General features: G+C 42.3%; 21 protein-coding genes. 20 read left to right on the forward strand and 1 reads right to left on the reverse strand.

Features of this window, described 5'->3' with window-relative positions; all coding sequences use genetic code 11:
- Nucleotides 1-43: 43 nt before the first annotated feature.
- Nucleotides 44-1,249 carry a serine/threonine transporter SstT gene (gene sstT / locus D2908_RS08915; RefSeq protein ID WP_117306493.1) on the reverse strand — a complete coding sequence of 402 codons (1,206 nt, stop codon included), beginning with the start codon at nucleotides 1,247-1,249 and terminating at the stop codon, nucleotides 44-46.
- A 151-nt stretch (nucleotides 1,250-1,400) separates the two neighbouring features.
- Between sstT and D2908_RS08920 the strand changes: the two genes are divergently transcribed.
- The 20 genes from D2908_RS08920 (at nucleotide 1,401) to D2908_RS09015 (ending at nucleotide 20,590) form a co-directional block, all read left to right on the forward strand.
- Nucleotides 1,401-1,967: a mechanosensitive ion channel domain-containing protein gene (locus D2908_RS08920; RefSeq protein WP_049495320.1), complete on the forward strand. Its 567-nt coding sequence runs from the start codon at nucleotides 1,401-1,403 to the stop codon at nucleotides 1,965-1,967.
- Between the two features lie 51 nt (nucleotides 1,968-2,018).
- Nucleotides 2,019-2,927: a magnesium transporter CorA family protein gene (locus D2908_RS08925; RefSeq protein ID WP_117306495.1), complete on the forward strand. Its 909-nt coding sequence runs from the start codon at nucleotides 2,019-2,021 to the stop codon at nucleotides 2,925-2,927.
- A gap of 14 nt (nucleotides 2,928-2,941) precedes the next feature.
- Nucleotides 2,942-3,469, forward strand: coding sequence for a YqeG family HAD IIIA-type phosphatase (locus D2908_RS08930; RefSeq protein ID WP_117306497.1), 528 nt, complete (start codon nucleotides 2,942-2,944; stop codon nucleotides 3,467-3,469).
- A 2-nt stretch (nucleotides 3,470-3,471) separates the two neighbouring features.
- Entirely contained in the window at nucleotides 3,472-4,578 is a 1,107-nt protein-coding gene (gene yqeH / locus D2908_RS08935; protein ID WP_117306499.1) for a ribosome biogenesis GTPase YqeH, read from the forward strand.
- A 211-nt stretch (nucleotides 4,579-4,789) separates the two neighbouring features.
- Nucleotides 4,790-5,101: a ribosome assembly RNA-binding protein YhbY gene (gene yhbY / locus D2908_RS08940; RefSeq protein WP_000060171.1), complete on the forward strand. Its 312-nt coding sequence runs from the start codon at nucleotides 4,790-4,792 to the stop codon at nucleotides 5,099-5,101.
- Between the two features lie 51 nt (nucleotides 5,102-5,152).
- Nucleotides 5,153-5,782, forward strand: a complete 630-nt coding sequence (locus D2908_RS08945) for a nicotinate-nucleotide adenylyltransferase (protein ID WP_117306501.1) — start codon at nucleotides 5,153-5,155, stop codon at nucleotides 5,780-5,782.
- Nucleotides 5,782-6,375: a bis(5'-nucleosyl)-tetraphosphatase (symmetrical) YqeK gene (gene yqeK, locus D2908_RS08950; protein ID WP_117306503.1), complete on the forward strand. Its 594-nt coding sequence runs from the start codon at nucleotides 5,782-5,784 to the stop codon at nucleotides 6,373-6,375. The genes D2908_RS08945 and yqeK overlap by 1 nt, the downstream gene beginning before the upstream one ends.
- Complete coding sequence (gene rsfS, locus D2908_RS08955; protein ID WP_117306505.1) at nucleotides 6,376-6,729, forward strand: ribosome silencing factor; 354 nt, start codon at nucleotides 6,376-6,378, stop codon at nucleotides 6,727-6,729.
- A 110-nt stretch (nucleotides 6,730-6,839) separates the two neighbouring features.
- Complete coding sequence (locus tag D2908_RS08960) at nucleotides 6,840-7,580, forward strand: class I SAM-dependent methyltransferase (RefSeq protein ID WP_117306507.1); 741 nt, start codon at nucleotides 6,840-6,842, stop codon at nucleotides 7,578-7,580.
- 9 nt (nucleotides 7,581-7,589) lie between these two features.
- A complete protein-coding gene (locus D2908_RS08965; RefSeq protein ID WP_117306509.1) occupies nucleotides 7,590-8,408 on the forward strand; it encodes a hypothetical protein in 819 nt (272 codons plus the stop codon).
- On the forward strand, nucleotides 8,405-9,502 hold the full coding sequence (locus D2908_RS08970) for a nucleotidyltransferase (RefSeq protein WP_117306511.1): 1,098 nt from the start codon (nucleotides 8,405-8,407) through the stop codon (nucleotides 9,500-9,502). Before D2908_RS08965 ends, D2908_RS08970 begins: the two co-directional genes overlap by 4 nt.
- Before the next feature lie 162 nt (nucleotides 9,503-9,664).
- Entirely contained in the window at nucleotides 9,665-11,278 is a 1,614-nt protein-coding gene (locus D2908_RS08975; RefSeq protein WP_117306513.1) for a ribonuclease Y, read from the forward strand.
- A gap of 127 nt (nucleotides 11,279-11,405) precedes the next feature.
- Nucleotides 11,406-12,032 (forward strand): guanylate kinase, encoded by a 627-nt coding sequence (gene gmk / locus D2908_RS08980; RefSeq protein WP_117306515.1) that lies wholly within the window; start codon nucleotides 11,406-11,408, stop codon nucleotides 12,030-12,032.
- Nucleotides 12,033-12,056: 24 nt separating this feature from the next.
- The gene (gene rpoZ, locus D2908_RS08985; RefSeq protein WP_117306517.1) at nucleotides 12,057-12,371 is read left to right on the forward strand and encodes a DNA-directed RNA polymerase subunit omega; all 315 of its coding nucleotides are present in this window, start codon (nucleotides 12,057-12,059) and stop codon (nucleotides 12,369-12,371) included.
- Nucleotides 12,372-12,436: 65 nt separating this feature from the next.
- On the forward strand, nucleotides 12,437-14,833 hold the full coding sequence (locus D2908_RS08990) for a primosomal protein N' (protein ID WP_117306519.1): 2,397 nt from the start codon (nucleotides 12,437-12,439) through the stop codon (nucleotides 14,831-14,833).
- A gap of 12 nt (nucleotides 14,834-14,845) precedes the next feature.
- Complete coding sequence (gene fmt / locus D2908_RS08995) at nucleotides 14,846-15,781, forward strand: methionyl-tRNA formyltransferase (RefSeq protein WP_117306521.1); 936 nt, start codon at nucleotides 14,846-14,848, stop codon at nucleotides 15,779-15,781.
- Entirely contained in the window at nucleotides 15,774-17,087 is a 1,314-nt protein-coding gene (gene rsmB, locus D2908_RS09000) for a 16S rRNA (cytosine(967)-C(5))-methyltransferase RsmB (RefSeq protein WP_165847491.1), read from the forward strand. Before fmt ends, rsmB begins: the two co-directional genes overlap by 8 nt.
- Nucleotides 17,088-17,101: 14 nt before the next feature.
- Nucleotides 17,102-17,842, forward strand: coding sequence for a Stp1/IreP family PP2C-type Ser/Thr phosphatase (locus D2908_RS09005; protein WP_117306525.1), 741 nt, complete (start codon nucleotides 17,102-17,104; stop codon nucleotides 17,840-17,842).
- Nucleotides 17,839-19,737: a Stk1 family PASTA domain-containing Ser/Thr kinase gene (pknB, locus tag D2908_RS09010; protein WP_117306527.1), complete on the forward strand. Its 1,899-nt coding sequence runs from the start codon at nucleotides 17,839-17,841 to the stop codon at nucleotides 19,735-19,737. The genes D2908_RS09005 and pknB overlap by 4 nt, the downstream gene beginning before the upstream one ends.
- Nucleotides 19,738-19,831: 94 nt before the next feature.
- The gene (locus D2908_RS09015) at nucleotides 19,832-20,590 is read left to right on the forward strand and encodes a threonine/serine exporter family protein (protein ID WP_117306529.1); all 759 of its coding nucleotides are present in this window, start codon (nucleotides 19,832-19,834) and stop codon (nucleotides 20,588-20,590) included.

Below are 20,590 nucleotides of genomic sequence, written 5' to 3' on the forward strand. Positions count from 1 at the left end.
AAAAGCGGAAAAGACAAGACCTGAGTAGGCTTGCCTTTATGAGTTATTTTTTACGGGCTGTCGCATATTCGGCAACGGCAGTAAAGAGGACATCTGTAGAAGAGTTGAGGGCTGTTTCACATGAGTCCTGGATGACCCCAATCACAAATCCAACCCCAACAACTTGCATGGCAATATCGTTAGAAATACCGAAAAGGCTACAAGCAACTGGGATAAGAAGGAGGGATCCTCCGGCAATACCAGAAGCACCACAGGCTGAGATAGCTGCTATCAAACTGAGGATAAAGGCTGTCGCAAAGTCAACAGGGATTCCAAGAGTATTAACTGCAGCAAGGGTCAAAATGTTAATAGTAATCGCTGCCCCGGCCATGTTGATAGTAGAACCAAGTGGGATAGAAACAGAATAGGTGTCTGGATTTAGACCGAGGTCGTGACAAAGTTTCATGTTGACAGGGATGTTAGCTGCAGAACTACGAGTGAAGAAGGCTGTCACACCGCTGACACGCAAACATTTCCAAACGAGGGGATAAGGATTTCTCTTTATAAAGAAAAAGGCGATTAGTGGATTGACTACCAGCGCTACAAAGAGCATGGTTGTCACCAAGAGTGCAAGTAAGATTCCATAGTTCGCTAGACTTCCGATTCCCTTATCAGAGATAGTTTTAAAGACAAGGCCAAGGATTCCAAATGGAGCTAGGTTAATGATCCATTCGACAATCTTAGAAGTTACATCAGCCATGGTTTTCAGCAATTCTTTACTATTTTTGCTGGCCTCTCTCATAGCAATTCCGAAAACAACTGCCCAAGATAGGATACCGATGTAGTTAGCAGTAACGAGGGCATTGACTGGATTGTCAACCAGTTTGAGCAAGAGGTTGCTGAGGACCTGTCCAATTCCATCTGGTGGTGCAATTTCTGTATTGGCACTATTTAAGGTAATCTCAACAGGGACGATGAAACTTGCTAAGACAGCAACAAGAGCGGCAGCAAAAGTTCCTAGCAAGTAAAGGAAGATAACTGTTTTCATGTTGCTATCTTGCCCTTTTTGATGTTGGGAAAGGGCGTTAGCAACGAGGGCAAAGACTAGAATAGGTGCGATGGCTTTTAGGCCGCCAACAAAGAGATCTCCGAGTAAACCAATTCCTGAAATATTAGGAAGTGTCAGTCCTAGGCTTCCTCCAATAAGCATACCAATCAAAATCCGTTTGATCAGGCTTGTCTTATTCCAAGCATGGATGCATTTTTTCATAACAATCTCCTTTGTTGTGTAATGTTTATGATTATAGTATAAAGATGAACTAAAATCAAGAATTTTCTGTCTATTTTTGCTGTTATTTTTGAATATTTATGGAGACTCATCACTTGTAAAAGTATGGTATAATAGATGAAAGGAGTTTTCTATGAAAGAATTTATTCAAACCTACCTCAATAAGCTTGATGTTACAACGATTATTGAAAATATCTTAACCAAGTTAATTTCTCTGTTATTCCTAGTTTTGCTTTTTTATATAGCTAAGAAATTGCTCCATACCATGGTGCAGAGAATTGTCAAACCTTCTCTAAAAATGTCTCGTCATGATGTTGGACGTCAGAAAACCATTTCACGTTTATTAGAGAATGTGTTTAATTATACTCTCTATTTCTTTTTACTCTATTGCATTTTGTCGATTTTAGGTTTGCCAGTCTCTAGTTTACTTGCTGGGGCTGGGATTGCTGGGGTAGCTATTGGAATGGGAGCTCAAGGTTTTCTGTCTGATGTCATCAATGGCTTTTTCATCCTTTTTGAACGTCAACTGGATGTAGGAGATGAGGTTGTTCTGACAAATGGCCCTATCACTGTATCGGGCAAGGTTGTCAGCGTCGGTATTCGAACTACTCAACTCAGAGGAGAAGACCAGGTTCTGCACTTCGTTCCCAATCGGAATATCACCGTTGTCAGCAATTTCTCTCGGACAGACCAGGTCTGAAATTCTAGCAGATTTATGGTACAATAGAAAGAGTTTTGTAAAGGAGAGAAGATGTTTTTAGAAAAACAGTTGGGTAATGGTTGTATCTGGATTAACTTAGATTTGGACAGGTTGAAAAAACTAGAGGACCTTTCTGAAATCTACGGTTTGGACCAAGAAACCATTGAATACGCACTGGATAGAAATGAACGTGCTCACATGGATTATCACCGTGAAAATGGGACGGTGACCTTTATCTACAATGTCTTGGACTTGAAAAAGGATAAGACCTACTATGAAGCCTTTCCTATGACTTTTATCGTGGAACATCGTCGCCTGATTACCATTAGTAATACTAAGAACGCCTATATTATTGAACAGATGACACGTTATCTGGAGAATCATGATATGCTTTCGATTTACAAGTTTCTCTTTGCCAGTCTAGAAATCATTAGCAACGCCTACTATCCTATCATCGAGCAGATGGACAAGAGTAAGGATGAAGTCAATGGGCTCTTGCGTCAGCGGACGACAAAGAAAAATCTCTTTGCCCTTTCCGACTTGGAGACTGGTATGGTCTATCTGACAGTGGCTGCCAAGCAAAATCGCATGTTGCTTGAGTATATCCAAGAACATGCTCTTTATCGCGGTTTTAACGAAATTGAGAGAGAGCAGTTTGATGACGCCATGATTGAGGCTCATCAGTTGGTGTCCATGACAGACTTGATTTCACAAGTCCTTCAACAACTATCAGCATCTTACAACAACATCCTAAACAACAACCTGAATGATAACTTGACAACCTTGACCATTATTTCAGTTTTACTAGCAGTTTTGGCAGTAGTGACGGGCTTTTTTGGGATGAATGTTCCCCTTCCCTTCACAGATGAGCCCTATGCTTGGGTCTACATTAGTTTAGCCAGTGCTGGGTTGTGGATTGTTTTGTCATCGTTATTAAGGAAAATTGCGAAAAAAAGTTAAGAAAAGGAGCCAAAATGGCGATTGAAAATTACATGCCAGATTTTGCTGTGGAAGCAGTCTATGATCTGACAGTCCCAAGCCTGCAGGCGCAGGGAATCAAGGCTGTTTTGGTCGATTTGGACAATACCCTCATTGCTTGGAATAATCCAGATGGAACAGAAGAGATGAAGCAATGGCTACATGACCTTCGAGACGCGGGTATTCGCATTATCGTAGTTTCAAATAACACTAAAAAACGGGTCCAACGAGCAGTTGAAAAATTTGGGATTGACTATGTTTATTGGGCTTTAAAGCCTTTCACATTTGGGATTGACCGTGCCATGAAACATTTCCACTATGAAAAAGACCAAGTGGTCATGGTAGGCGACCAGCTTATGACGGATATTCGGGCAGCCCATCGTGCAGGTATTCGTTCGATTTTGGTTAAACCCTTGGTTCAGCAAGACTCTATTAAGACTCAGATTAACCGAGCGCGTGAGCGTCGTGTCATGAAAAAAATCGCTGAAAAGTATGGCCCTATCACTTATAAAAAAGGAATCTAATTATGGAAGAAATTCTCTGTATTGGTTGTGGAGCAATCATTCAGACGGAAGATAAGACTGGTTTAGGTTTTACTCCCCAGTCGGCACTTGAAAAAGGTTTGGAGACTGGCGAAGTTTATTGCCAGCGTTGTTTCCGTCTTCGTCATTATAATGAAATCACAGATGTTCAGTTGACGGACGATGATTTCCTAAGACTCTTGCACGAGGTGGGAGACAGTGATGCTTTAGTGGTTAATGTCATTGATATCTTTGATTTTAATGGGTCTGTCATCCCAGGCTTGCCACGCTTTGTATCGGGCAATGATGTCCTCTTGGTTGGAAATAAAAAAGATATTCTGCCCAAGTCAGTTAAACCGGGCAAGATTAGCCAGTGGCTGATGGAACGTGCCCACGAAGAAGGACTTCGTCCTGTTGATGTCGTCCTAACTTCAGCTCAAAACAAACATGCCATTAAGGAAGTCATTGACAAAATCGAGCAGTATCGTATGGGCCGTGATGTCTACGTGGTCGGTGTGACCAACGTTGGAAAATCAACCCTTATCAATGCTATTATCCAAGAAATCACGGGTGACCAGAATGTTATCACGACTTCGCGCTTCCCAGGGACAACCTTGGACAAGATTGAGATTCCACTTGACGACGGATCTTATATCTACGATACACCGGGAATTATCCACCGTCACCAGATGGCCCACTACTTGACGGCTAAAAACCTTAAGTATGTCAGCCCTAAAAAGGAAATCAAACCTAAAACCTACCAGCTCAATCCTGAACAAACCCTATTTCTAGGTGGTCTCGGACGCTTTGACTTCATTGCGGGTGAAAAGCAAGGTTTTACAGCCTTCTTTGACAATGAACTAAAACTCCACCGTACCAAGCTCGAAGGAGCGAGTGCCTTTTACGACAAGCATCTCGGAACCCTTTTAACGCCACCAAATAGCAAGGAAAAAGAAGATTTTCCAAAACTGGTCCAACATGTCTTTACTATCAAGGATAAGACTGACTTAGTTATCTCAGGACTAGGCTGGATCCGTGTGACAGGAAGTGCCAAAGTCGCCGTCTGGGCACCAGAAGGCGTCGCAGTTGTCACACGAAAAGCAATTATTTAAAATAAAATCACTGAGCGAACAAAGTGAGCTCATAAAAAGATAGTTATTGCTGTGGTGTGATTGCCAATCGTTAGATTGGCAAGGGGCGCAATTGAGACCAAGGCTCAATTGTGAGGTCAGGAAATCCATTTTTCAAAGATGAGATCTTTGGAAAATTAGTTCCGACCGTCCCTCACCACCTAAAATAACTATCAAAAAAGGAAGAAAAAATATGTCATTAACATCGAAACAACGTGCCTTCCTCAACAGTCAGGCACACACCCTCAAGCCCATCATTCAAATCGGGAAAAATGGACTTAACGACCAAATCAAAACCAGCGTCCGTCAAGCTCTTGATGCCCGCGAATTGATTAAAGTAACGCTCTTGCAAAACACTGATGAAAACATCCACGAAGTAGCTGAAATCTTGGAAGAAGAAATTGGTGTGGATACTGTCCAAAAAATCGGTCGTATCTTGATTTTGTATAAACAATCAAGCAAGAAAGAGAATCGCAAGATTTCTAAAAAAGTTAAAGAAATCTAAAAAACCTACTCCAAACAACTATTTTTACAGAGAAATAAAGGAGACTAGCCTATGGCAATCGAATTATTGACTCCCTTTACCAAGGTAGAGTTGGAGCCAGAAATCAAGGAGAAAAAACGCAAACAAGTTGGGATTTTAGGGGGGAATTTTAATCCTGTTCACAATGCCCATCTCATTGTTGCGGATCAAGTGCGCCAGCAGTTGGGACTGGACCAGGTTCTGCTCATGCCTGAATACCAACCTCCTCATGTAGATAAAAAGGAAACCATCCCTGAACACCATCGTCTTAAGATGCTTGAGTTGGCTATTGAGGGAAGTGAAGGTCTGGCTATTGAAACCATTGAGCTAGAGCGCAAGGGCATTTCCTATACCTACGACACCATGAAGCTTTTAACAGGGAAGAATCCAGATACCGATTATTATTTCATTATCGGAGCCGACATGGTGGACTATCTGCCTAAGTGGTATCGAATTGACGAGCTGGTTGACATGGTTCAGTTTGTGGGGGTTCAGCGCCCACGCTACAAGGCAGGGACTTCTTACCCAGTTATCTGGGTGGATGTGCCTCTCATGGATATCTCGTCCAGCATGGTACGTGATTTCATCGCCCAAGGACGCACACCTAACTTTCTCTTGCCAAAACCAGTGCTAGACTATATTGAGAAAGAAAGGCTTTACTGATGGGCTATCAAGACTATATTAACTGCACCCGTGAGGCTTTGTTGGAAAAAATGGCAGAGCTTCTACCCGAGAAACGTTTAACCCATTGCTTAGGTGTGGAGCGTGCAGCCATGGAATTGGCTCAGCGCTTTGGCGTGGATGTTGAAAAAGCTGGTTTAGCAGGTCTCCTTCATGACTATGCAAAAAAACTGTTCGATCAGGAATTCCTAGACTTGATTGATCGTTATCAGCTAGACCCTGACCTTAAAAATTGGGGTAACAATGTCTGGCATGGTATGGTTGGGATTTATAAAATTCAGGAAGATTTGGATTTACAAGATTCTGAAATCCTACGAGCTATTGAAATTCATACAGTCGGAGCAAGTCAGATGACAGACCTTGATAAGGTTATCTACGTCGCAGACTATATCGAGCACAATCGTACCTTTCCAGATGTGGATGAGGCTCGTGAGATTGCAAGTTTATCGCTCAATAAGGCAGTTGCTTACGAAACAGCTCGTACTGTGGAACATTTGGCTCACCAAGGATTTCCCATCTATCCCCAAACCCTTGAAACCTATAACGCCTTTGTGCACTATTTGAAAGAGGACTAAATGAACGAAAAAGAATTACTAGAACTAGTCGTGAAAGCGGCTGATGAGAAACGTGCAGAGGATATCCTCGCACTTGATGTACAAGATTTGACTAGTGTGACGGACTACTTTGTCATCACTAGCTCAATGAATAGCCGTCAGTTGGACGCTATCGCTGATAACATCCGTGAAAAAGTAGCGGAAGCAGGTTTTAAAGGCAGCCATGTCGAAGGTGATGCGGCTGGAGGCTGGGTCCTATTAGACTTCGGTAGTGTCGTAGTGCATATCTTCTCAGAAGAAATGCGTGCCCACTATAACCTCGAAAAACTATGGCATGAGGCAAATTCAGTAGATATTTCAGAAGCTCTTGCTTAGAAGATGAACTCAGTTGTAGTCAACTGGGTTTCTTTGCTTATTTTAGAAAAATTGATAGAAAGGTAAAGGGCGAGTGGTGTTTGCCATGGAGGCTCTTGGTATCATGTTTTATGGCAACTTATGAAACTTTTGCGGCTGTTTACGATGCTGTGATGGATGATAGTTTATACGATAAATGGACGGATTTTTCCCTCCGGCATTTGCCCAAGACTAAGGAGAGAAAGAAACTCTTGGAATTGGCTTGTGGGACAGGCATCCAGTCTGTGCGCTTTTCTCAGGCTGGTTTTAATGTGACTGGACTTGATTTGAGTGCGGATATGTTGAAGATTGCCGAAAAGAGAGCGGCTTCAGCCAAGCAAAAGATTGATTTCATTGAAGGCAATATGCTGGATTTATCCAAGGTTGGTCAATACGACTTTGTCACTTGTTATTCGGACTCAATCTGCTACATGCAGGATGAGGTGGAAGTCGGGGACGTCTTTAAGGAAGTCTATAATGCTCTCAATGAGGACGGAATCTTTATCTTTGATGTGCATTCGACTTACCAGACAGATGAGGTCTTCCCGGGCTATTCCTACCATGAAAACGCCGAAGACTTTGCCATGCTTTGGGATACCTATGAGGACGATGCTCCTCACTCCATCGTGCATGAACTGACCTTCTTTGTCAAGGAGGCAGATGGTTCCTTTAGCCGTCATGATGAGGTACATGAGGAACGGACTTACGAGATCTTGACCTATGATATCTTGCTGGAACAGGCTGGTTTCAAATCCTTCAAACTCTATGCAGACTTTGAAGACAAGGAGCCAACAGAAACCAGTACCCGTTGGTTTTTTGTGGCGCAGAAGTAGGAGATTAGCATGATAAAAGGACTAGTTTGGCTGTTAGTATTTATATTAATTTATTTTGCTGCTTATTGTATAAAATTTAGAGATAGTATTAGATTTAAATCAATTGCTGTTAGTAAAGCTGAGTTTCAGAGTGATATTGATTTCTTTCGTGAACATATATCTTTTAAAAGTTGGGAAAAAGGAATAAAATCGATTTTCTGGATTTTAATAGCAAGTGTTATTGTTGTATTTGTATTGACGTTACATCTGTTACTATTAGTTTTAAAAATACCATTATTATTTTTGAAGAAGATTGTAATTTATGAAACTGATAATAAGTTTGAATTTTTTAAATATGTCATACTTCCTATGAGTTTGGCGTATTTATTTATAGGGTATTCCAAAACTGTGAATATAAGTGATACATCTGTAAATATGATAATTTGTTTTGGAGATAAAATTATAAAATTGATCAGTGAATATTCAATTATTCCAAACGCTTTGTTTTCCATTTTAGTTGTATGTTATGTGATCAAATTGTCATTAAAAAACGATACAGATTTTATTAAAGAATTGTTTGAGTATTTTTTGATCTGGATTAAAATTATTATAGTTGCATTACTATTTATTTTAATCGGTGGATCTTATGTTCTCCTTTTAGACGAAATAAAAAATTCTAGTTCTAATTTAGATCCATATACGATTATACCGATATTTATTGCTAGTTGTATTGTCACATCCAAGATAATTGTTAGATTAATAGTTGTTAAAAGTAATAATGTGTCAATGAAGGCTAAACGATACCCCTATAGAACAAAAAGGAAATATAGACGTAGGAGATTAGCATGACCATCACAGGTATTATCGCGGAGTTCAATCCTTTTCATAATGGGCATAAATACCTGCTGGAACAGGCGGAGGGGCTGAAAATTGTTGCCATGTCTGGGAATTTCATGCAGCGAGGAGAACCAGCTATCGTGGACAAGTGGACACGAGCCCAGATGGCGCTGGAAAATGGGGCGGACTTAGTGATAGAATTGCCCTTTTTAGTCAGTGTTCAGGCGGCGGATTTCTTCGGCCAAGGAGCTGTGGATATCTTAGCCCTATTAGGCATTGATACTCTAGCCTTTGGGACAGAGGAAGTTCTAGATTACCAGAAAATCGCTGACTTATACACAGAGAAAGGTGCTGAGATGGAGCAATTTGTGGATAATCTACCTGACTCTCTCTCCTATCCACAGAAAACTCAAGCCATGTGGAAGGAATTTGCTGGTCTTGATTTTTCAGGCAATACCCCCAATCATGTCCTTGCTCTTGCCTATGCCAAGGCAGTTGCGGGACGCAACATCAAACTCCATCCGATTCAGCGTCAGGGAGCAGGTTACCATTCTGTGGACAAGGATGTAGACTTTGCCTCGGCGACAGCTCTCCGTCGGCACCAAAGTGACCAAAAATTCTTAGAACGCTTTATGCCTTCTGTTGAACTCTTTGATCAGGCGTGTAAGGTAAACTGGGAAGATTATTTTTCTTTGATACGCTATCAAATCTTGTCAAATCCAGACCTAACCGCCATCTATCAGGTCAATCAAGAAATGGCAGTGCGTATTAAGGAAGCTATCAAGACAGCCCAGTCTGTTGACGAATTGGTCGAGGTAGTTGCAACCAAGCGTTATACCAAAGCGCGTGTCAGACGCCTTTTGACTTATATCTTGGTGCAAGCTAGAGAAAGTGCCTTACCAGAAGCCATTCATATTCTTGGTTTTACCGAAAAAGGTAGACAGCATCTCAAGTCTTTGAAAGGGCAGGTCAATCTAGTCAGCCGAATTGGCAAAGAACCCTGGGATGCCATGACCCAAAAGGCAGACCAGATTTACCAACTTGGAAATCCAAGTATAGCAGAGCAGAATTTTGGAAGAGTACCGATTAGAATAGAAACAAAGTAAGTCTACTGAAAGGTAGGCTTTTTAAATAACAAGTTTATTTTAGTGATTGTGACCTAAATTCCCCAAAACATATTTTATTTAAGGTTTGTGAAAATCACTTTTTTATGGTAGAATGTTAAAGAATGTATGTCATTCGGAATAACAATAAAATGAGGTAAAAACATGGAAATCATGTCGATTGCGATTGCTGTTTTTGCCGTCATCATTGGTTTAGTCATTGGATATGTCAGCATCTCAGCTAAGATGAAATCATCTCAGGAAGCTGCAGAGTTGATGCTTTTAAATGCTGAACAAGAAGCAACTAATTTACGAGGACAAGCTGAGCGTGAAGCGGATTTACTTGTTAATGAAGCTAAACGTGAAAGCAAGTCTCTTAAAAAAGAAGCACTATTGGAGGCCAAAGAAGAAGCCAGAAAATACCGTGAAGAAGTGGACGCTGAATTCAAATCAGAACGTCAAGAACTCAAACAAATCGAAAGTCGTTTGACAGAGAGAGCTACTAGCCTCGACCGTAAGGACGACAATTTGACGAGTAAAGAACAAACACTTGAACAAAAAGAACAAAGTATTTCTGATAGAGCGAAAAACCTTGATGCGCGTGAAGAGCAATTAGAGGAAGTCGAAAGACAAAAAGAAGCAGAGTTAGAGCGTATTGGTGCCCTGTCTCAGGCAGAAGCACGAGATATTATCTTGGCTCAGACAGAGGAAAACTTGACCAAGGAGATTGCTAGCCGTATTCGCGAAGCTGAGCAAGAGGTCAAGGAACGTTCTGACAAAATGGCCAAGGATATCCTGGTTCAAGCTATGCAACGTATCGCTGGTGAATATGTAGCGGAGTCAACAAACTCAACAGTTCATCTGTCAGACGATACTATGAAGGGGCGCATTATTGGTCGTGAAGGTCGTAACATTCGTACCTTTGAAAGTTTGACAGGGGTCGATGTGATTATCGACGATACACCAGAAGTGGTGACCTTGTCAGGTTTTGATCCGATCCGTCGTGAGATTGCCCGTATGACTATGGAAATGTTGCTCAAGGATGGCCGTATCCACCCAGCTCGTATCGAAGAGTTGGTTGAGAAAAACCGTCAAGAGATTGACAATAAGATTCGTGAATACGGTGAGGCGGCAGCCTATGAGATTGGTGCGCCAAACCTTCATCCAGACTTGATGAAGATTATGGGACGTTTGCAATTCCGTACTTCTTATGGACAAAATGTCTTGCGTCATTCGATTGAGGTTGCTAAGTTGGCTGGTATCATGGCGAGCGAACTTGGTGAAAATGCGGCTCTTGCCCGTCGTGCTGGTTTCCTTCACGATATTGGGAAAGCCATTGACCGCGAGGTTGAAGGTAGCCACGTTGAAATCGGTATGGAATTGGCACGTAAGTACAAGGAACACCCAGTTGTGGTCAATACGATTGCTAGCCACCACGGTGATGTTGAAGCTGAAAGTGTCATTGCAGTAATCGTAGCTGCGGCAGATGCCTTGAGCGCAGCCCGTCCAGGTGCTCGTAGTGAGTCTCTTGAAAACTACATCAAGCGTCTTCATGATTTGGAAGAAATTGCTAACGGCTTTGAAGGAGTACAAAATAGCTTTGCCCTTCAAGCAGGACGTGAAATCCGTATCATGGTCAATCCAGGAAAAATCAAGGACGACAAAGTCACAATCTTGGCTCACAAAGTTCGTGAAAAAATTGAAAACAATCTCGATTACCCAGGAAATATCAAGGTAACGGTGATTAGCGAGCTTCGTGCAGTAGATTATGCTAAATAAATAAGAAAGAGCAGTTGAAAAATTACTGCTTTTTTGTTACACTAGATAGAAAGACTGTTAAGGATAATCTGGCTTTTGCCATTATTCTAGAGAAATGTTATTTCACAGACTAACTAAAGGAGACACAATGGCAGACCGAGGCTTACTAATCGTTTTTTCTGGTCCCTCAGGGGTTGGAAAAGGAACGGTTAGAAGAGAGATTTTTGAGAGTTCTGAAAACCAATTTCAATACTCTGTATCGATGACGACACGCGCACAACGTCCTGGAGAAGTGGATAGTGTTGACTATTTCTTTCGGACTCGCGAAGAGTTTGAAGAGTTGATTCGTCAAGGACAGATGTTGGAATACGCAGAATATGTCGGCAACTACTATGGAACTCCTCTGACCTATGTCAATGAAACCTTGGACAAGGGAATCGATGTTTTCCTTGAAATTGAAGTTCAGGGTGCTCTTCAGGTCAAGAAAAAGGTTCCAGATGCTGTCTTTATTTTCCTGACACCACCAGATTTGGATGAATTGCAAGATCGTTTGGTAGGACGTGGAACAGACAGTGCAGAAGTGATTGCCCAACGAATCGAAAAAGCCAAGGAAGAAATTGCCCTCATGCGTGAGTATGATTATGCGATTGTCAACGATCAGGTGCCCCTAGCTGCTGAGCGTGTTAAACGTGTTATCGAAGCAGAACACTTCCGTGTGGATCGTGTCATTGGTCACTATCAGGAGATGTTACCAAAATCTCCAACTACCCGATAAAATTTAGAAAATAGGAACAAGCAAATGATGTCAAAACCCTCTATTGATACCTTGCTCGACAAGGTTCCATCAAAATATTCACTCGTAATTTTGGAAGCAAAACGTGCCCACGAATTGACAGCAGGTGCGCCAGCAACTCAAGGTTTCAAATCTGAAAAGTCAACTCTTTGCGCTTTAGAAGAAATCGAAGCAGGAAACGTTACAATTCACCCAGATCCAGAAGGAAAACGTGAAGCGGTGCGTCGCCGTATCGAAGAAGAAAAACGCCGCAAAGAAGAAGAAGAAAAGAAAATCAAAGAGCAAATCGCTAAAGAAAAAGAAGATGGTGAAAAAATTTAAGGTTGGGGGGACTCAATCTTATTTTTTCTATTGCAAAAACGTACGGACAAGGAGGAGGTGAGAAGATGGCCGTAGCTAACATTATCGTAGATGTACCTTTGATGCAGACGGACCAGCCTTATACTTATAGGATTCCGGAGGAATTTCTGGGAATGCTAGAGGTTGGGATGCGGGTCCATGTACCTTTTGGTAAAGGAAATCGCCTGATTCAAGGGATTGTTCTTGGTTTGGAGTTCCAATCGGATGAAGAAGAGATGGAGCAAGATTTAAAAAATATTGCGGAGGTGCTGGATTTTTCACCTGTTCTCACGCAAGAACAACTCTGGCTGGCTGAGGAGTTACGTAAATCCGTCTTCTCCTATAAGATCTCCATCCTCAAGGCTATGTTACCGGGATTTCTTAACTCTAGCTATGACAAGATCCTCTATCCTCTGGCAGGTCTGAGTCGGGAAGATCGAGAGCGCTTGTTTGGTTCAGAAGATTCGCTTGCCTTTTCTTCACTAGACATCGCGAAGCAAGCTGAAATGATGCGTTTGACTAGAAAAGGCTTGCTTGGTCTGGAATATCAGGCAGTCGATCAAAAGAAGGTCAAGACTCAGTCCTGGGTTGAAATTTATCTTGACAAATTAGAAAAGTTAGAAATTTCAAATCGTGCCAAGAAGAAATTGGAATTGCGAGATTATTTATTAACTCATCCTGAAAGTACTCCTTTGTCAGCCTTATTAGAAAATTACTCACGGGAACAAGTCAATTTCTTTGTAGAACAAGGTGCTGTTACCATAGTCCAAAAGGAAGTTCAACGCTCGGCTGCTTATTTTGAAGGCATTGAGGCAAGTCAGTCTCTGGAATTGAATCCAGAACAAAGACAGGCGCGAGATGCGGTTGTTAGTGCGATTGGCAGTCATCAGCCTCCCTTCCTGCTTCAAGGAATCACTGGAAGTGGGAAAACTGAGGTTTACTTGCAGATTATACAAGGTGCCTTGGATATGGGAAAAACAGCGATTGTTCTAGTGCCTGAGATTTCTCTGACACCTCAAATGACCGAGCGCTTTATTGCTCGTTTTGGTGAGAAAGTGGCCATCCTCCACTCAGGCTTGTCTAATGGTGAAAAGTATGATGAATGGCGCAAGGTAGAGCGTGGGGATGCCCAAGTTGTTGTTGGTGCTAGATCAGCTATCTTTGCCCCGCTGAAAAATCTGGGTGTTATCATTATCGATGAAGAGCATGAAGCGACTTATAAGCAGGACAGCAATCCCCGTTACCATGCCAGAGAGGTAGCTATTTTACGAGCCCAGTATAATCAAGCAGCTCTGGTACTTGGTTCAGCAACTCCGAGTCTAGAAAGTCGTGCGCGTGCTGGTAAGGGTGTTTATCAACACTTACGTCTAACCCAACGGGCCAATCCTTTGGCTAGGATCCCTGAGGTTCAAGTAATTGACTTTCGGGACTATATTGGACAAAATGAGACGTCAAACTTTACACCTCCTTTGCTAGAAGCTATTCAGGACCGTCTGACTAAAAAAGAGCAGGTCGTTCTCATGCTCAATCGCCGTGGTTATTCTAGCTTTGTTATGTGTCGGGAGTGTGGGACAGTGGATACTTGTCCCAACTGTGACATATCCTTGACCTTGCACATGGATACCAAGACCATGAACTGCCATTACTGTGGCTTTTCTAAGGAAATTCCTCAGGTCTGTCCTAACTGTAAGAGCCGCAGTATTCGTTACTATGGGACGGGGACACAGAAAGCCTACGATGAGCTAAGTGAACTCTTTCCTCAGGCCCGGATTTTACGGATGGATGTGGATACGACTCGTAAGAAAGGTAGTCACCAAGCACTTCTTGAGCAGTTTGGCAAGGGTGAAGCGGATATTCTTCTGGGAACCCAGATGATTGCCAAGGGCTTGGATTTTCCAAATGTAACTTTAGTCGGAGTTCTAAATGCGGATACAGCTTTGAATCTGCCTGATTTCCGTTCTTCTGAAAGGACCTTTCAGCTTTTGACTCAGGTTGCGGGCCGTGCAGGCCGGGCTGAAAAAGCTGGTCAGGTCTTGATCCAGTCTTACAATCCGCAGCACTATGCTATTCGATTTGCCAAGGATCAGGATTACGAAGGTTTCTATGCCTATGAAATGGGTATCAGACGACAACTTGGCTATCCACCTTACTATTTCACGATTGGCATTACTCTTTCTCATAAGAAAGAAGAAAAGGTGGTCAAACGTGCCTATGAAGTCATGAACATTTTGCGGTCAGGATTATCAGAGACTAGTAAAATACTAGGTCCGACCCCTAAGCCTATCGCCCGCACTCATAACCTCTATCATTATCAGATTTTAATTAAATACCGTTTAGAAGATGAGCTAGGTCCGACCCTCAACCAGGTCTTGGCCTTGTCACAAGAACGAGAAAATAGCGAACTTCGTCTCAGTATTGACCACGAACCGCAACAATTTTTATAAGAAGGAGCAGATATGACAAAACTAATATTTATGGGAACGCCTGAATTTTCAGCGACTGTTTTAAAGGGACTTTTGACAGATGACCGCTACGAGATTGTTGCAGTTGTAACTCAGCCAGATCGTGCGGTTGGACGTAAAAAAATCATCCAAGAAACTCCAGTGAAACAAGCAGCCAAAGAGGCAGGCCTACCTATCTACCAACCTGAAAAATTATCGGGTAGCCCAGAAATGGAAGCCATCATGAATTTGGGAGCTGATGGGATTGTAACAGCAGCTTTTGGACAATTCCTCCCAAGTAAACTCCTTGATAGCATGGATTTTGCAGTCAATGTTCATGCTTCCCTCCTTCCTAAACACCGTGGTGGTGCTCCTATCCATTATGCCTTGATTCAGGGTGATGAGGAGGCAGGAGTAACCATTATGGAGATGGTTAAGGAGATGGACGCAGGAGACATGATTTCTCGTCGCAGTATTCCTATTACTGATGAGGACAATGTTGGAACTTTGTTTGAAAAATTGGCCATTGTCGGTCGTGATTTGCTTTTGGACACTTTGCCTGCATACATTGCTGGTGAGATTCAGCCAGAGCCGCAAGATCCAAGCCAGGTTACATTTTCTCCTAATATCAAACCTGAAGAAGAAAAGTTGGACTGGAACAAGAGCAATCATCAACTCTTTAACCAAATCCGTGGAATGAATCCCTGGCCTGTTGCTCATACTTTCCTTAAGGGTGACCGCTTTAAGATTTATGAAGCACTCCCTGTAGAAGGCCATGGAACTCCAGGTGAGATTCTTTCCATTGGTAAGAAGGAATTGATTGTCGCAACAGAAGAAGGAGCCCTGTCTCTCAAACAGGTTCAACCAGCAGGAAAACCTAAGATGGACATTACTTCCTTCCTCAACGGTGTGGGACGAACTTTGGCAGTAGGAGAACGATTTGGTGACTAAAGTAGAAACGGCTAGAAGTTTAGCCTTAAAGGTGCTAGAGGATGTCTTTATCAATCAAGCCTACTCCAATATCGCCTTAAATAAACATCTTAAGGAAAGTCAACTGTCAGCGGCAGATAAGGGCTTGGTGACAGAGCTTGTTTACGGAACCGTAGCCCGTAAACTAACTTTAGAATGGTACCTGTCTCACTTTATTGAGGATAGAGACCAGTTAGACAGTTGGCTTTATGTCCTTCTTCTTATGAGTGTCTACCAACTGTGCTATCTGGATAAGATTCCAGATCATGCAGTGGTCAATGAAGCGGTGGAACTAGCTAAACTTCGTAAAAAAGGTAGCGAAAAACTGGTCAATGCAGTCCTTCGTCGTATCTTGCGTGAGGGCTTGCCAGATATTGCCAGTATCAAACGTAAAAATAAGCGTGATTCCATTGCCTACTCTTTGCCAGTTTGGTTGGTTTCTAAGCTCAAGGAAGAGTACGGGGAAGAGCGAGCACAAGCAATTTTTGAAAGTCTTTTGTTGCGCAACAAGGCCAGTATTCGTGTAAGAGATTTGAGCCGAAAAGCGGAAATCAAAGATCTGCTTGGTGCAAGTGATTCTCATTTATCTCCTGCTGGACTGGTTAAGGAACAGGGACATTTTGCTAGCCATGATTTGTTTGCGGATGGATCCATTACCATCCAAGACGAGTCCAGCCAGCTGGTTGCTCCGATGCTTGATTTGCAAGGTGATGAACGAGTGCTTGATGCCTGTGCAGCTCCTGGCGGAAAGACCGCCCATATGGCATCTTATCTGACGACAGGCCAGGTTACTGCGCTGGACTTGTACGACCACAAATTGGACTTAATCCAAGAAAACGCTCAACGTCTAGGAGTTGCAGATCGGGTTCAAACGAAAAAATTGGATGCCAGAAAGGTGCATGAGTTTTTTGGTCAGAATTCATTTGATAAGATTTTGGTGGATGCTCCCTGTTCAGGAATCGGTCTTTTGCGCCGCAAACCAGATATCAAATACAATAAAGAAACGGTAGATTTCGCGTCCTTACAGGAAATTCAGCTAGAAATATTAGGTAGTGTTTGTCAAACACTACGCAAAGGTGGTATAATAACGTATAGTACCTGTACTATTGTCTCAGAGGAGAATTTTCAAGTCGTTGAGGCGTTTTTAGAAAGTCATCCTGAGTTCGAGCAGGTAAAACTAGAACATGAATGTAAGGATATCATGAAAGACGGCTGTATCCTCATTACACCTGAATTGTATGGAAGTGATGGATTCTTCATCAGTCAATTTCGCAAGATATCGGATTAGGAAGGAACTAACACATGGAAATTTCATTATTAACAGATGTTGGTCAGAAACGAACAAATAACCAAGACTATGTCAACCACTATGTCAATAGAGTTGGGCGTACCATGATTATTCTAGCTGATGGTATGGGAGGTCATCGTGCGGGGAATATCGCTAGTGAGATGGCGGTAACAGATCTTGGTGTAGCTTGGGTAGATACTCAAATTGATACAGTTAATGAAGTGCGTGAATGGTTTGCTAACAACCTTGAGATTGAAAATCAAAAGATTCACCAACTTGGGCAGGCTGAAGTCTATAAAGGAATGGGGACAACCCTTGAGGCTGTAGCCATTATTGATAATCAGGCTATTTATGCTCACATTGGAGATTCTCGTATCAGTTTGATTCGTGGAGAAGAATATCACCAGTTAACGAGCGACCATTCTTTGGTCAATGAATTGCTCAAGGCGGGTCAATTGACGCCGGAAGAAGCAGCCAGCCACCCACAGAAAAATATTATTACTCAATCTATCGGTCAAAAAGATGAAATTCAACCTGATTTTGGGATCATTACCCTTGAGCCGGGAGACTATCTCCTACTTAATAGTGATGGCTTGACAAATATGATTTCAGGAAGTGAAATCTATGATATTGTAACCAGCGATATTTCTTTGGCAGATAAGGCAGCAACCTTGATTCGTTTTGCCAACAATGCGGGTGGTTTGGACAATATCACAGTTGCCCTTATTGCTGTTAATGAGGAGGCAATAGAATGATCCAAATCGGCAAAATTTTTGCCGGGCGGTATCGGATTATCAAACAAATTGGTCGAGGAGGCATGGCAGATGTCTATTTAGCCAAGGATTTGATTTTAGACGGTGAAGAAGTGGCAGTCAAGGTTCTGCGGACCAACTACCAGACAGATCCTATTGCAGTGGCGCGTTTTCAGCGTGAAGCAAGAGCTATGGCAGATCTGGATCATCCTCATATCGTTCGGATTACAGATATCGGTGAAGAAGAGGGACAACAGTATCTTGCAATGGAATATGTTGCTGGATTAGACCTCAAACGCTATATCAAGGAACATCATCCTCTATCAAATGAAGAAGCGGTTCGAATCATGGGACAAATCCTCTTAGCTATGCGCTTAGCTCATACTCGAGGGATTGTTCACAGGGATTTGAAACCTCAAAATATTCTCTTGACATCAGATGGGACGGCCAAGGTCACAGACTTTGGGATCGCAGTAGCCTTTGCAGAGACGAGTCTGACTCAGACTAACTCAATGCTAGGTTCAGTTCATTATTTGTCACCAGAGCAGGCTCGTGGTTCTAAAGCGACTGTACAGAGTGATATCTATGCCATGGGGATTATTTTCTATGAGATGCTGACAGGTCATATTCCTTACGATGGGGATAGTGCGGTGACCATCGCCCTCCAACATTTTCAGAAGCCATTGCCATCGGTTATTGCTGAAAATCCATCTGTGCCTCAGGCTTTAGAAAATGTTGTTATCAAGGCAACTGCCAAGAAATTGACAGACCGCTACAAATCAGTCGCGGAAATGTATGTGGATTTGTCTAGTTGTTTGTCTTATAATCGTCGTAATGAACCAAAGCTAGTCTTTGACGAAACGACTAAGGCAGACACTAAGACTCTTCCAAAAGTTCCACAAAGTACCTTGACTTCTATTCCTAAAACCCCGGTAAAAGAGGACAGGCCTCAACCTCAGCCTCCTCAGACAGAAAAACCGGTAACTAGTGCAAAACCAGTCAAGCGGCGTCGCATGAAAGCACGTTATCCAATTCTATTTGCGACCTTCTTGTTGATTGTGGCATCTTTGGTATGGATTTTATATAGAACGCCCGCTACCATTGCCATTCCAAAGGTGGCAGGTCAGACGGTTGCAGAGGCCAAAGAAGCTCTTAAAAAAGCCAATTTTGAGGTTGGTGAAGAAAAATCAGAGGCCAGTGATAAGGTTGAAGAAGGTCGGGTTATTCGTACCGATCCTGACGCAGGTACGACACGCAAAGAAGGAACAAAAATTAATTTGATTGTGTCTTCTGGTCCGCAATCTTTCCAACTTGGAAATTATCTTGGAAGAAAATCCAGTGATGTAGTGGCAGAATTGAAAGGCAAGAAGGTTCCAGAAAATTTGATTAAGATTGAAGAAGAAAAATCCAATGAAATCGAAGCCGGTACAATCATGAAACAAAGTTTACCGGAAGGGACAACCTACGATCTTAGCAAGGCAACTCAAATAGTTCTGACTGTTGCTAAAAAAGGAAATTCTATTTCAATGCCAAGTTATATTGGTTCTAGCCGAGAATTTACAGTCAATAATCTTACTCAGATATACGAAGTTAAAAAGGCGAATATTGAAGTTATAGAAGTGACTACAGCTCCAGATGGAACAGCTGATGAGACTGTTGTAGAGCAAAGTCCAAAAGCAGGTGAAAAGGTAGATTTGAGCACTACTCGTGTTAAAATTTCTATTTATAAAGCGAAACAAACTCATTCTTCTTCAACTTCTTCATCCTCATCCTCATCATCTTCGTCCTCAAGTTCTTCTCGGAAACCTAACGAACAAGGGGATGCAGAATCCACTCCAACACAGGGAAATTCACAAGGCAATTCACAACGAGGAGATACTTCCCGAGAAAATCAATAGTGATACTAGAATCTTTGTCATGATTTCATGGCAAAGATTTTTTTTGACTCCAGATTTGTGATAAAATAGAGGGAGTTGATAAAAGGAGGAAAGCATGGAAGAATTAAGAGAACTAAATACCGTTATCGATGTGATTATGCTAGCAGGAACGATTCTCCTCAAAAGTGGTTCAGAGATTCATCGTGTAGAAGATACCATGATTCGTATTGCGCATTCACAGGGGATTGTGGATTGCAATGTTCTTGCCATGCCAGCCGCTATCTTTTTCTCCATTGAAAAGACAAATATTTCGCGTATGAAGCGCGTGACTTCCTCGTCTTATAATATTGAAAAAGTCTGCGATGTGAATCAGATTTCTCGTCAACTGGTTGGGGGGCAGATTGATTTAGAGACAGCCTTCAAGCAATTGACGGACTTACAAGCTCAACCCCTTCCCTATACCAAGTTGCAGGTAACTCTGGCTGCGACCTTTAGTGCTCCTTTCTTTTCGATTATGTTTAGTGGGAATATCTACGATGCACTTGGGGCAGGAGTGGCTACCTTATTTGGTTTTACCTTTTCTCTTTATGTAGAGAAGTTTATCCGAATTCCTTTTGTGACGGTCTTTGCTGGAGCTTTTGTCTTTGGGATAATTGCTCAGTTTTGGGTTCGCTACACAGGCTTTCCTTCAACGGCAGATTTGATTATAGCTGGTGCGGTCATGCCGTTTGTACCAGGGATTGCCTTGACGAATGCGGTTCGTGATATTATGACTAACCATATAAACTCTGGTATGAGCAAGATATTTGAATCCTTGCTCATTACCCTAGCTTTAGGGGCGGGAACTTCTGTCGCCTTGATATTAATGAACTAA

This window comes from Streptococcus sp. LQJ-218 (assembly GCF_003428885.1).
GTDB lineage: Bacteria > Bacillota > Bacilli > Lactobacillales > Streptococcaceae > Streptococcus.

Coding starts and splice junctions, on each gene's coding strand:
- sstT (WP_117306493.1), bottom strand. CDS start 1,249: ATGAAAAAATGCATCCATGCTTGGAATAAGACAAGCCTGATCAAACGG.
- D2908_RS08920 (WP_049495320.1), top strand. CDS start 1,401: ATGAAAGAATTTATTCAAACCTACCTCAATAAGCTTGATGTTACAACG.
- D2908_RS08925 (WP_117306495.1), top strand. CDS start 2,019: ATGTTTTTAGAAAAACAGTTGGGTAATGGTTGTATCTGGATTAACTTA.
- D2908_RS08930 (WP_117306497.1), top strand. CDS start 2,942: ATGGCGATTGAAAATTACATGCCAGATTTTGCTGTGGAAGCAGTCTAT.
- yqeH (WP_117306499.1), top strand. CDS start 3,472: ATGGAAGAAATTCTCTGTATTGGTTGTGGAGCAATCATTCAGACGGAA.
- yhbY (WP_000060171.1), top strand. CDS start 4,790: ATGTCATTAACATCGAAACAACGTGCCTTCCTCAACAGTCAGGCACAC.
- D2908_RS08945 (WP_117306501.1), top strand. CDS start 5,153: ATGGCAATCGAATTATTGACTCCCTTTACCAAGGTAGAGTTGGAGCCA.
- yqeK (WP_117306503.1), top strand. CDS start 5,782: ATGGGCTATCAAGACTATATTAACTGCACCCGTGAGGCTTTGTTGGAA.
- rsfS (WP_117306505.1), top strand. CDS start 6,376: ATGAACGAAAAAGAATTACTAGAACTAGTCGTGAAAGCGGCTGATGAG.
- D2908_RS08960 (WP_117306507.1), top strand. CDS start 6,840: ATGGCAACTTATGAAACTTTTGCGGCTGTTTACGATGCTGTGATGGAT.
- D2908_RS08965 (WP_117306509.1), top strand. CDS start 7,590: ATGATAAAAGGACTAGTTTGGCTGTTAGTATTTATATTAATTTATTTT.
- D2908_RS08970 (WP_117306511.1), top strand. CDS start 8,405: ATGACCATCACAGGTATTATCGCGGAGTTCAATCCTTTTCATAATGGG.
- D2908_RS08975 (WP_117306513.1), top strand. CDS start 9,665: ATGGAAATCATGTCGATTGCGATTGCTGTTTTTGCCGTCATCATTGGT.
- gmk (WP_117306515.1), top strand. CDS start 11,406: ATGGCAGACCGAGGCTTACTAATCGTTTTTTCTGGTCCCTCAGGGGTT.
- rpoZ (WP_117306517.1), top strand. CDS start 12,057: ATGATGTCAAAACCCTCTATTGATACCTTGCTCGACAAGGTTCCATCA.
- D2908_RS08990 (WP_117306519.1), top strand. CDS start 12,437: ATGGCCGTAGCTAACATTATCGTAGATGTACCTTTGATGCAGACGGAC.
- fmt (WP_117306521.1), top strand. CDS start 14,846: ATGACAAAACTAATATTTATGGGAACGCCTGAATTTTCAGCGACTGTT.
- D2908_RS09005 (WP_117306525.1), top strand. CDS start 17,102: ATGGAAATTTCATTATTAACAGATGTTGGTCAGAAACGAACAAATAAC.
- pknB (WP_117306527.1), top strand. CDS start 17,839: ATGATCCAAATCGGCAAAATTTTTGCCGGGCGGTATCGGATTATCAAA.
- D2908_RS09015 (WP_117306529.1), top strand. CDS start 19,832: ATGGAAGAATTAAGAGAACTAAATACCGTTATCGATGTGATTATGCTA.